Source organism: Bacteroides graminisolvens DSM 19988 = JCM 15093 (genome assembly GCF_000428125.1).
Lineage (GTDB): Bacteria > Bacteroidota > Bacteroidia > Bacteroidales > Bacteroidaceae > Bacteroides > Bacteroides graminisolvens.
Genome location: NZ_ATZI01000006.1, coordinates 18,703 through 30,220, shown reverse-complemented (window position 1 = coordinate 30,220; position 11,518 = coordinate 18,703). Strand labels below are relative to the sequence as shown.

General features: G+C 44.8%; 9 protein-coding genes. 5 read left to right on the top strand and 4 right to left on the bottom strand.

The window, feature by feature from the left end; all coding sequences use genetic code 11:
- Window positions 1-2 precede the first annotated feature (2 nt).
- A complete protein-coding gene (locus C511_RS0106495; protein ID WP_051260475.1) occupies window positions 3-1,868 on the bottom strand; it encodes an AAA domain-containing protein in 1,866 nt (621 codons plus the stop codon).
- Window positions 1,869-1,991: 123 nt separating this feature from the next.
- Here C511_RS0106495 and C511_RS0106490 point away from each other — a divergent pair, with 123 nt between their 5' ends.
- Genes C511_RS0106490 through C511_RS0106480 form a run of 3 tightly spaced genes read left to right on the top strand, consistent with a single transcriptional unit; the run spans window position 1,992 to window position 6,796 of the window.
- Complete coding sequence (locus C511_RS0106490; RefSeq protein WP_027317957.1) at window positions 1,992-4,235, top strand: aconitate hydratase; 2,244 nt, start codon at window positions 1,992-1,994, stop codon at window positions 4,233-4,235.
- A gap of 1 nt (window position 4,236) precedes the next feature.
- A complete protein-coding gene (gene icd / locus C511_RS0106485) occupies window positions 4,237-5,430 on the top strand; it encodes an NADP-dependent isocitrate dehydrogenase (RefSeq protein ID WP_027317956.1) in 1,194 nt (397 codons plus the stop codon).
- Window positions 5,431-5,452: 22 nt separating this feature from the next.
- Window positions 5,453-6,796 carry a citrate/2-methylcitrate synthase gene (locus tag C511_RS0106480; RefSeq protein WP_024997469.1) on the top strand — a complete coding sequence of 448 codons (1,344 nt, stop codon included), beginning with the start codon at window positions 5,453-5,455 and terminating at the stop codon, window positions 6,794-6,796.
- A 60-nt stretch (window positions 6,797-6,856) separates the two neighbouring features.
- On the opposite strand, the gene pfkA is transcribed toward C511_RS0106480, so the two are convergent.
- The 3 genes from pfkA to cmk all read right to left on the bottom strand — a co-directional run bounded on the left by pfkA (window position 6,857) and on the right by cmk (window position 9,560).
- Window positions 6,857-7,837 carry a 6-phosphofructokinase gene (gene pfkA / locus C511_RS0106475; protein ID WP_024997623.1) on the bottom strand — a complete coding sequence of 327 codons (981 nt, stop codon included), beginning with the start codon at window positions 7,835-7,837 and terminating at the stop codon, window positions 6,857-6,859.
- Between the two features lie 100 nt (window positions 7,838-7,937).
- On the bottom strand, window positions 7,938-8,840 hold the full coding sequence (locus C511_RS0106470) for a 4-hydroxy-3-methylbut-2-enyl diphosphate reductase (RefSeq protein ID WP_027317955.1): 903 nt from the start codon (window positions 8,838-8,840) through the stop codon (window positions 7,938-7,940).
- Between the two features lie 30 nt (window positions 8,841-8,870).
- A complete protein-coding gene (cmk, locus tag C511_RS0106465; RefSeq protein ID WP_027317954.1) occupies window positions 8,871-9,560 on the bottom strand; it encodes a (d)CMP kinase in 690 nt (229 codons plus the stop codon).
- 216 nt (window positions 9,561-9,776) lie between these two features.
- Here cmk and C511_RS0106460 point away from each other — a divergent pair, with 216 nt between their 5' ends.
- Together C511_RS0106460 and C511_RS0106455 are read left to right on the top strand one after the other, a co-directional pair.
- On the top strand, window positions 9,777-10,460 hold the full coding sequence (locus C511_RS0106460) for an energy transducer TonB (RefSeq protein ID WP_024997622.1): 684 nt from the start codon (window positions 9,777-9,779) through the stop codon (window positions 10,458-10,460).
- An 82-nt stretch (window positions 10,461-10,542) separates the two neighbouring features.
- Entirely contained in the window at window positions 10,543-11,517 is a 975-nt protein-coding gene (locus C511_RS0106455; RefSeq protein ID WP_027317953.1) for a polyprenyl synthetase family protein, read from the top strand.
- Window position 11,518: the final 1 nt, after the last annotated feature.

Sequence of the window (11,518 nt, the reverse complement as noted above, 5' to 3'; positions counted from 1 at the left end):
CATCAAAGCAACTTAATGTACTCAAATAACTCCCGGTAGAACTTATGTTTGGTCAGGGTAGAGGCATCGCCTAAAATAACCAACTTCATCCGTGCGCGGGTAATGGCCACGTTCATGCGGCGGAGATCACTCAGAAAACCAATTTGCCCATCGTCATTGGCGCGTACCAAGCTGATGAATATGACATCGCGTTCTTGTCCCTGAAAACCGTCAACGGTGTGAACGGTGATGGCCGCTTTGAACGGCCGCAGGAAACGACTGCGTTTTATTTCATTTCGCAAGTACTGCACCTGTGCTTTGTATGGCGATATGATGCCGAAGTCAATACGCTCGTCGAGCATGCGCTTGGCCCCGATGCGTTTGATGTAGTTCTCCAGTTCGGTGAGCAAAAGGTTAGCCTCGGATTTGTTAATTCGTCCGTAACTGTCGCCCACAAACTCCTCTTGAAAGTCCTGTCCCGACGTGTCCAGCCATACCAGCGGAGTATCATAATCCAGAATACTTCGGTTGTGCACCTGAGGAGCGGCATAAACTTCGCCGCTGTAAAACCAATGCGAAGGAAAGTGCATAATGGCTTGATGCATGCGATACTGCACTTTGAGCAGAGAAACACTTTGAGGTTTACCGGTCACGATCTTTTCCATCAACGTGTTCGACAGTCCGCCGCGAGCCGCATCTATGCATTTGATGGTGGGTGGCAGCTGACAATGGTCGCCCGCCAACACTACCCGTTCGGCCTTTCGGATGGCAATCCAGCAAGCGGCTTCTAATGCCTGGGCCGCTTCGTCAATAAACAACGTGCTGAATTTGCGTCCGCTCAGCACGCGATGATTGGAGCTGACCAGCGTTGAGGCTACGACACGTGCTTGCGAAAACAAATCTTCGTTGATCTGTATCTCAATTTGTGTGGCCCGATCCTTCAGTTCGCTTATGCGTTCATGCCTTTTGCGGCTCGTTTCACGAATAGCCTTGCGGATGCTCCACAATTCACTGTACAACGGATGACTTTCAAAGCGACGCTCGTAGGTAAAAGACAGCATCTTGTCGTTCACCCTGCTGGGATTCCCAATGCGCAACACAGCCACACCGCGGTCAACCAGCTTCTCGGCAATCCAGTCAACAGCCGCGTTGCTTTGCGCACAAACCAGCACCTGATTCTCCCGATGCAATGTTTCGTATATGGCCTCCACGAGCGTGGTTGTTTTACCAGTGCCCGGAGGCCCGTGCACCACCGCCACATCTTTGGCTCGTAACACCTTGTTGACAGCTTCTTCTTGTGTACTGTTGAGCCAGGGAAAGCGTTGAGGGAAAATTTGTCGCTCGGCAGGCAGCTGATTGTCGAGCATGATGTCTCGCAAAGCAGCCAGCCTGTTGCCCTTTGCCCTGATCACATCGGCCAATGCCTCGAACATGGTTCGGTAACTGGTCTCATCAAAATAAAGCTGAACACCCAGTTGATGTGCTCCTTCCAGCTCAATGCGTGCCGAAGCTCCGGGCAGGATCACTACCATTCGTTCGTCATCGGCATAGCTTACCTGGGCGGTAAATGGCAAATATTTTATCTGATTACCGGCATCTTGCGTGAAGAAACAAACCGGCTTACCGTATTCAAAAGCATGTTCAATGTCTTTATCCTCTTTGCGCTCTATTTCTATAACGAACTGATTCAGAGAGTTGTAATAACTTCTTCCCGTAGAAATAGGATACCAGCATTGTCCGCGTTTTATCTTTCTTCCAATGCCCATGGTCTGGGTCAAACGTTGGAATTCTTCTTTTTCGTATTCATATTCCATGCGTAACAACAGTTGTTGTTGCTGCAAAGAGGTTTGTGCGCACAAAGTGCTTGTATTTATCTTGTTCACCTGTATTTTTATTCGAATTCGTTGCAAAGGTACGTCTTTTGTTGAAAGATAATCGCAAAAAACCACCTATTTCTTAAACATTACTGCTTTTTGGCTCGTTATAATGTAGATTTATAAATATAAGAGACAATGGTATACGACGAGGAAATGTTAGAGAGCTTTTATGGCTCTTATCTGGAGAAAATAAAACGGGCAAAGATGGCTTTGGGGCGCCCGCTCACACTAGCTGAAAAAATTCTGTATGCTCACATTTACGATGAAAACAAGCTGAAATCATTTCAAAGGGGAGAGGACTACGTCGACTTTCGTCCCGATCGTGTGGCGATGCAGGATGCTACTGCTCAGATGGCGTTGCTGCAATTTATGAATGCGGGGAAAGAAACCGTGGCGGTGCCGTCTACCGTTCATTGTGATCACCTTATTCAAGCCTATAAAGGGGCAAAGGAAGATATTGCCACGGCTACGGAAACCAACCGTGAGGTGTATGATTTCTTACGTGATGTTTCTTCCCGATTCGGTATCGGGTTCTGGAAACCCGGTGCGGGAATTATTCATCAGGTGGTGCTGGAGAACTATGCTTTTCCGGGCGGCATGATGGTAGGAACAGACTCGCACACGCCCAATGCCGGCGGACTGGGCATGGTTGCCATCGGTGTGGGTGGTGCCGATGCGGTTGATGTGATGACCGGCATGGAGTGGGAACTCAAAATGCCGAAGCTCATTGGCGTGAAGCTTACCGGCACACTCAACGGTTGGGCTTCGCCGAAAGATGTTATTTTGAAGTTGGCTGGTATTTTAACTGTAAAGGGGGGTACCAATGCTATTATAGAATATTTTGGTCCCGGCGCGGAAAGTTTGTCGGCAACGGGCAAGGGCACCATTTGTAACATGGGGGCCGAAGTAGGAGCTACTACTTCTTTGTTTCCTTATGATGAACGCATGGCTGTTTACCTCAAAGCAACAGGCCGAACCTGTGTAGCCGAAATGGCAAGCAGCGTGGCGCATGAACTGTGTGCCGATGCTGAAGTTATGGCTGCCCCAGAACAGTATTACGACCGGGTGATTGAGATCGATCTTTCAACTCTCGAACCTTACATTAACGGTCCGTTTACACCCGATGCGGCTACGCCTATCTCTGAATTTGCCGCTAAAGTAAAGGCCAATGACTATCCGCGGAAGATGGAAGTGGGACTGATTGGTTCGTGTACCAACTCTTCGTATCAGGATATAAGTCGTGCCGCCTCGATAGCGAAAGAGGCTGTGGCGTTGAACTTAAAAGTGGCTTCACCGCTGATAGTGAACCCCGGCTCTGAACAAATACGGGCTACTGTGGAGCGCGATGGTATGATTGATACATTCAAACAGGTAGGGGCGGTTATTATGGCCAATGCCTGCGGTCCGTGTATCGGACAGTGGAAGCGTCATACCGATGACCCTACACGTAAAAATTCCATTGTTACTTCATTCAACCGTAACTTTGCCAAACGTGCCGACGGTAATCCCAATACGTTTGCTTTTGTCGCTTCTCCGGAACTGACTATGGCGCTGACCATTGCAGGCGACTTGGGCTTTAATCCGCTTACTGATACGTTAGTGAATGAAAAAGGCGAAGCAGTGAAACTGACCGAGCCCAAAGGTGATGAACTTCCGTTGCATGGTTTTGCTCCCGGCGAAAGCGGTTACCTGGCTCCCAAGGGAGGTCATGTGCAGGTGGCTATCAGTCCCGAGTCACAGCGCTTGCAGCGATTGGAACCTTTCTCTGCCTGGAACGGTGAAGATGCGCTTTCAATGAAATTACTTATCAAGACTGCGGGTAAGTGTACTACTGATCATATTTCCATGGCTGGTCCGTGGTTGCGTTTCAGAGGGCATCTCGAAAACATTTCCGATAACATGCTGATGGGAGCGGTCAATGCCTTCAACGGTGAAACGAACAAGGTATTCAATCAGCTCACACAGACTTATGAAACCGTTTCGGGCACGGCCAAACAATACAAGCAGGCGGGTATCTCGTCCATCGTAGTAGCCGAGGAAAATTACGGCGAAGGATCTAGTCGGGAACATGCGGCTATGGAACCTCGATTCTTGAATGTGAAAGTGATTTTGGCAAAGAGCTTTGCGCGCATTCATGAAACGAACCTCAAGAAACAAGGCATGTTGGCACTCACTTTCGTGAATAAAGATGATTACGATCGCATTCGTGAGGCGGATGTTATCACGTTATCGGGATTGACAGCGTTTGCTCCCGGCAAAAACTTCACCATCACACTTCTGCATGCAGATGGTACGGTGGAGAGTTTTGAAGTGCAACATACATACAATGAACAGCAGATTGCCTGGTTTAAGGCAGGATCTGCTTTAAATACAAAATAAAATGAGCAAGATTGTTAAGCAAAAAGATGGTAAATTACTGGTTCCCGATACCCCGACCGTACCTTATATTACGGGTGATGGAGTAGGAGCCGAGATAACTCCGGCGATGCAGTTGATAGTTAATGCGGCTGTTGAAAAGGTGTACGGAGGTAAACGTAAGATTGACTGGGTGGAGGTGTTGGCCGGCGAAAAGGCTTTTAACCAAACCGGTTCATGGCTGCCCGACGAAACGATGCTGGCTTTTGAAGAATACTTGGTAGGTATTAAAGGCCCACTCACTACTCCTGTAGGAGGTGGAATCCGCTCTTTGAATGTGGCTTTGCGACAAACGTTGGATTTATATGTGTGTCTTCGTCCGGTTCGCTGGTTCCGAGGTGTCGTTTCTCCGGTGAAAGAGCCCGAGAAGGTCAACATGCACATCTTTCGCGAGAACACGGAAGATATATATGCCGGCATAGAGTGGGAGGCAGGTTCGCCTGAAGCAAATAAATTCTACGAGTTTCTTCATAAGGAGATGGGCGTAACAAAAGTACGCTTCCCGGAAACTTCTTCTTTCGGTGTGAAGCCCGTCTCGCGTGAAGGCACCGAGCGTTTGGTACGTGCGGCGTGTAAGTATGCCATTGAGCACCATTTACCTTCGGTAACGTTGGTGCACAAAGGTAATATCATGAAGTACACGGAAGGCGGCTTCAAGAAATGGGGTTACGAGCTGGCGGAAAAAGAATTTGGTGAATACATCAGCACAGGCCAGTTGGTTATGAAAGATTGCATAGCCGATGCTTTTCTGCAAAACACCTTGTTAGTTCCCGAAGAATATTCCGTTATTGCTACTTTGAATCTCAACGGCGATTACGTATCAGATCAGTTGGCCGCTATGGTAGGTGGTATTGGCATTGCACCGGGGGCAAACATTAATTATGACTCAGGTCATGCTATTTTTGAAGCGACACACGGCACGGCTCCCAATATTGCCGGAAAAGATGTGGTCAATCCTTGCTCGCTGATTTTATCGGCAGTCATGATGTTGGAGTACTTCGGCTGGCAAGAAGCAGCAGATGTTATCGAAAAGGCTTTGGAAGAAAGCTTTGCCGATGGCAGGGCTACCAATGATCTGGCTCGTTTCATGCCCGGAGGAAAGGCGTTGCCTACCTCGGTTTTTGCGAAAGAAATAACGGAAAAAATACAAAAGAAATAATAACCCTAAAACAATGAACCATATGAAAAAGGAGTATATTATATACAAACTTTCTGAAGAGATGAAGAGTTGCACCAAAATTGATAATGAACTCTTCCAAAAATACGATGTGAAGCGTGGCTTGCGCAACGAAGACGGCACCGGAGTGCTGGTGGGTCTTACAAAGATTGGCAACGTAGTGGGCTATGAGCGAATTCCCGGTGGGGGCTTGCAGCCTATTCCCGGTAAATTGTTTTATAGGGGCTATGATGTAGAGGACCTTGTTCACTCTACCATCAAGGAAAAACGTTTTGGATTCGAAGAGGTGGCTTTCTTATTACTGTCGGGACGTTTGCCCGATAAAGAGGAGTTGGCCGGTTTTCTGGAGCTGTTGAATGATAATATGCCGCTTGAACAGAAAACTAAAATGAATATTCTGGAACTGGAGGGTTCTGATATTATGAATATTCTGGCAAGAAGTGTACTTGAACTTTACACCTTTGACCCAAAGCCCGATGATAACTCTCGTGATAATCTGATGAGGCAGAGCATTGAATTGATTTCAAAATTCCCTACCATCATAGCTTATGCCTATAATATGTTGAGGCATGCTACTTTTGGACGGTCTCTGCACATTCGTCACCCGCAGGAGAATCTTTCCATTGCCGAGAACTTCTTGTTCATGTTGAAGAAGGATTATACGGAACTGGAAGCTCGCACGCTCGATTTATTACTTGTGTTGCAGGCAGAACACGGTGGCGGTAACAACTCTACGTTTACTGTTCGCGTTACTTCGTCAACGGGTACAGATACTTATTCTGCTATCGCAGCGGGTATCGGCTCATTGAAAGGACCGCTCCACGGTGGTGCTAATTTACAGGTTATTGATATGGTTCATCACCTGAAAGAAAAGATCAAAGACTGGACCAATGTTGATGAGATTGATACGTATTTTACTCGTATGCTCAACAAGGAGGCTTACGATAAAACCGGATTGATTTATGGTATTGGTCATGCGGTGTACACCATCTCTGACCCTCGCGCCTTGCTGTTGAAGGAATTGGCTCGCGACTTGGCCAAAGAAAAAGGTCGTGACAAGGAGTTTGCTTTCCTTGAATTGCTCGAAGATCGTGCCATTACGATGTTTGCTAAAGTAAAGAATAACGGTAAAACTGTGTCCAGTAACGTGGACTTCTATTCGGGATTTGTATATGAGATGATAGGTTTGCCCCAGGAAATATATACTCCCCTGTTTGCCATGGCTCGTATCGTTGGATGGTGTGCTCACAGAAACGAAGAACTAAACTTCGACGGTAAGCGCATTATTCGTCCGGCGTACAAGAATGTACTTGATGTAGCCGAATATGTTCCGCTAAAGAAGCGATAGGCATATACTAAAAAAGGCAACCGGTTAGGTTGCCTTTTTTAGTATATATCCCTGATCAATTTAGATGGAAAGTTCTCTAAGAACATTCACTAACTCTTTCTTAATCGGCTTATCATTCTTGATTGCTTTGGTAAAGGGAACGTAAACAATTTCATCGTTCTCAATTCCAATCATCACGTTTCGCTGGTCTTCCATTAATGCGTCAATAGCAGCAGCACCTAAACGACTGGCCAAAATGCGGTCGTGAGCCGTAGGGCTTCCACCTCTTTGTAAGTGACCCAGAATGGTTACTCTTACATCGTATTCGGGATACTCATTCTTTACGCGTTCGGCATAATGCATGGCGCCTCCGGTTAGTTCACTCTCGGCTACAATAACGATACTACTGTTTTTTGACTTGCGGAAACCGTTCTTGATGAATTCTTCCAGTTGGTCAACTTCCGTACTGAACTCAGGTATGATGGCTGCCTCGGCACCCGAAGCAATGGCTCCGTTTAATGCAAGGAAACCGGCATCTCTTCCCATCACTTCAACGAAGAACAAACGTTCGTGTGAAGTTGCAGTGTCACGTATCTTATCAACAGCATCCAAGATGGTATTCAACGCAGTATCGTAACCAATGGTGGTATCGGTTCCGTAAAGGTCATTGTCAATGGTTCCGGGCAATCCGATGCATGGAACATTGTGCTCTTGCGCGAAGATTCTGGCTCCTGTAAGTGAACCGTCTCCTCCAATGATGACAAGCGCGTCAATACCTTCTCGCTGCATCGTTTCGTATGCGGTTTGTCGGCCTTCGGGCGTAGTAAACTCTTTGCAACGGGCGGTTTTCAAGATCGTTCCTCCCAATTGAATGATATTACTTACATTCTGACTTTTGAATTCAGCAATTTCACCGGTGATGAGTCCCTTATAGCCTCTGTAAATACCCTTGACTTGAAGTCCGTTGTAAATAGCAGCTCGTGTTACTGCGCGGATAGCCGCGTTCATGCCCGGAGCATCTCCTCCGGATGTTAAAATACCTATGCATTTAATCGTTCCCATAACAACCTTTTTAAGATATAAATGTGTTGCAAAGATAGCAAAAAGCCAGATTATTTAGGGCGCTTTGCACTCAAAGTAAACTATCTACTAATAAATAACGTTAATTTTCAAGTTCTTTGACCTTTTCTTTGATAAACATGCTAATATCTTCCATTAGCCATTTTGGCGTAGATGTGGCACCGCAAATTCCAATGGACCGGATGTCTTTCGTTAGAACCGAAAGATCAATTTCATCAGCACTTTCAATAAAATAAGTGTTCTCATTCATCTTTTTGCATTCGTTGAATAACACTTTGCCGTTGGAGCTTTTCTTACCGCTAACAAAGAAAACAAGATCGTGCGAGGCCGCAAATGTTCTGATATTGGGCATTCTGTTGGCTACCTGCCTGCAGATAGTGTCGTAATACTCAAAAGTAACTTTGGGGGATATGTGCTCTTGTATGTATTCCACAATTCGTTTAAAGCCATCCAGTGATTTCGTGGTTTGCGAGTACAGACGAATACTTTTATTGAAATTCAACTCTTTGACTTCGTCAAAATGCTCTATAACAATGGCTTCTCCGGCTGTTTGTCCGACCAATCCCAACACTTCGGCATGTCCGTTTTTACCGTAAATAACAATTTGTATGTCTTCATTTGGCGCAGGAGTAGTTACTTCTTGTTTACCGTCATGCTCTTGCTTGATTCTCTTTTGGAGCCTCAAAACTACCGGACAGGTGGCGTCAATGATTTCGATGTTATTTTTTCTGGCTATTTCGTAGGTTTCAGGTGGTTCTCCGTGAGCTCTTAGCAGTACTTTTACGTTTTTAAGTTGGCTGAATTCTTCGTGATTAATGGTAATTAATCCTTTCGTGTTCAGTCGGTTCACTTCGCGTCCGTTGTGAACAATATCTCCCAAACAATACAGCGTTTCTCCTGTTGAAAGCTCCTCTTCTGCTTTTTTGATAGCATTGACCACTCCGAAGCAGAAGCCGGATCCTGAGTCTATTTCTACTTTAATCATAATACCTGTGCTTTGTGGCAGCTAATCTGTTTATGGATTAACCACCCGGTTAAACTGATTGATAAGCCAGGCTTTTTGTTCTTCTATGGTTAGGGTGCTGTTGTCTAATAAAATGGCATCACTGGCTTGGCGTAGCGGGCTTACTTCTCTGTTTTGATCCAAGTAATCGCGCTGCTTCACGTTATGCAATATCTCATCATAACTGGCTTCTTGGCCTTTAGATTTGAGCTCATCAAATCTGCGTTGCGCACGTACTTCAGCCGATGCCGTAACAAATATTTTAAGTTCTGCATCGGGGAAAACAGTGGTCCCAATGTCGCGGCCATCCATGACAATACCTTTTTCTTTACCCATTTTTTGTTGCTGTTCAACCATGGCCGAACGAACAAAATCAAGAGCGCTAACCTGACTTACCATGGAAGAAACAAGCATTGTGCGAATTTTGTTTTCTACGTTCTCAGCGTTCAGGTATGTATCGGGCTGTCCGGTTTCTGCATTAATCTTAAACGATATGTTTATTCTTTTTAGGTCTTCTTTGAGTATTTCTGTACGTATCTCGCCGTCTTCTATCAGCCCGTTTTCTATGCAATATAGCGTTACGGCACGATACATGGCACCACTATCGATGTAGATATATCCGATTTCTTTGGCAAGGCTTTTGGCCATTGTACTTTTACCGCAGGAAGAGAAGCCGTCTATGGCAATTGTAATCTTTTTCATTGTTTTTTAATATGATATAACAGATCGGTTTTCGGCGTCAAATATACTTCATTTTATAGATATCAACGCCATGTTTGCATTGAGAACTTCTGATTACCTTAAAAAAACGAAAAATAAGGGGCAAGCAGTAAAAAAAGGAATTTAAGGTGTTATCGTATCATTGAAAATGTACTATATTTGCCACAAAGAAGACACACGTTTATTAATAATTATATTATGGAAGTTAAAAAATCGCCTAAAGCGGACCTGGAGAATAAGAAGTCTACCTGGTTGCTCGTCGGTTACGTGGTAGTTTTAGCCTTTATGTTCGTAGCGTTCGAATGGACCAAACGTGACATAAAGATTGATACCAGCCAGGCTTTGACCGATGTCGTTTTTGAAGAGGAAATTATTCCTATCACTCAACAAGAAGAGAAAGTAGCGCCTCCACCACCCGATGCGCCTGCTGTAGCTGAAGTGCTTAATATTGTTGATGATAAGACAGACCTTCAGGAAACTACACTTGCATCTACTGAAGAGACTGGTGCTAAAGTTGAAGTGAAGTATGTACCTGTTAAGGTGGTGGAAGAAGAACCTGAAGAACAAACCATTTTCCAAGTAGTGGAAGTGATGCCGGATTTCCCGGGCGGACAGGCTGCATTGATGCAGTTCCTTGCTAAAAACATCAAGTATCCTACTATTGCTCAGGAAAACGGAACTCAAGGACGTGTAATCGTTCAGTTCGTTGTGAACAAAGACGGTTCTGTTGTTGACCCGGTGGTTGTTCGTAGTGTTGACCCTTACTTGGATAAGGAAGCTTTGCGTGTGATTGGTACCATGCCTAAATGGAAACCCGGTATGCAAAGAGGAAAGGCAGTACGTGTTAAGTACACGGTGCCTGTAATGTTTAGACTACAATAATTTTTATATTGTTAAAGTGTAAGGGCTGCCAAAAGCAGCCCTTTTACATAAATAACCGTTTTATTAACCTTTCCCGAAAATGATGTATTCGCAATCTCAACTACTTGATTTATTTAATGAGTATTTGTCGGCCTACTCTTTCGACAGATCGCCGAGAAGTTTATATGATCCAGTAAAATATGTACTTTCTTTGGGTGGAAAACGCATCAGGCCCGTTTTGATGATGATGGCACATAATATATATAAGGAGGAGGTTGCAAACATATTGCCCGTGGCGATGGGCATTGAAATGTATCACAATTATACGTTGCTGCACGATGATTTGATGGATAGAGCAGATAAACGACGTGGAAAAGACACTGTGCATCGGGTATGGAATGATAATGCTGCTATTCTTTCGGGCGATGCCATGTTGGTATTGTCTTATCAACTGGTAGGAAGCTGTGACTCTTCTCAATTGCAAGAGGTTATTGCACTTTTCAGTCGCACGGCACTGGAGATTTGTGAAGGCCAACAGTTTGATATGGAGTTTGAAAACCGTAATGATGTCTCTGAAAGGGAATATCTTGATATGATACGGTTGAAAACGGCTGTTTTACTGGCTTGTAGCTTAAAACTGGGGGCTATTCTCGCAGGAGCTTCTATTAAAGATGCTGATTTATTATATGAAGTAGGTATCAATATTGGTTTGGCTTTTCAGCTGAAAGATGACTTGCTTGATGTATATGGTGATCCTAAAGTTTTTGGCAAAAATATAGGCGGAGATATTTTGTGCAACAAAAAGACGTTCTTACTCATCAATTCTTTGGTAAAGAGTAATAATGAGCAAAAAGTAATCTTGCAAAAGTGGTTGAGTGCTACAGAATATGTTCCTCAAGAGAAGATTGCTGCAGTCAAGTCTGTTTATGACGAGCTGGGGATCAGAATGTATTGTGAGCAGCAAATAGAAATGTATTGCGAACGGGCCGAAAATTGTTTGACGCAATTGAATGTGCCCGACGAACGCAAATTGCAATTAAAAGATATTATTTATAATTTAAGAGAAAGAGAAGTGTGAC

Bases quoted from the DNA above. Each gene is read 5' to 3' on its own strand.
- C511_RS0106470 (WP_027317955.1), bottom strand. From the start codon at position 8,840: ATGATTAAAGTAGAAATAGACTCAGGATCCGGCTTCTGCTTCGGAGTG.
- C511_RS0106490 (WP_027317957.1), top strand. From the start codon at position 1,992: ATGGTATACGACGAGGAAATGTTAGAGAGCTTTTATGGCTCTTATCTG.
- icd (WP_027317956.1), top strand. From the start codon at position 4,237: ATGAGCAAGATTGTTAAGCAAAAAGATGGTAAATTACTGGTTCCCGAT.
- C511_RS0106455 (WP_027317953.1), top strand. From the start codon at position 10,543: ATGTATTCGCAATCTCAACTACTTGATTTATTTAATGAGTATTTGTCG.
- C511_RS0106460 (WP_024997622.1), top strand. From the start codon at position 9,777: ATGGAAGTTAAAAAATCGCCTAAAGCGGACCTGGAGAATAAGAAGTCT.
- cmk (WP_027317954.1), bottom strand. From the start codon at position 9,560: ATGAAAAAGATTACAATTGCCATAGACGGCTTCTCTTCCTGCGGTAAA.
- pfkA (WP_024997623.1), bottom strand. From the start codon at position 7,837: ATGGGAACGATTAAATGCATAGGTATTTTAACATCCGGAGGAGATGCT.
- C511_RS0106480 (WP_024997469.1), top strand. From the start codon at position 5,453: ATGAAAAAGGAGTATATTATATACAAACTTTCTGAAGAGATGAAGAGT.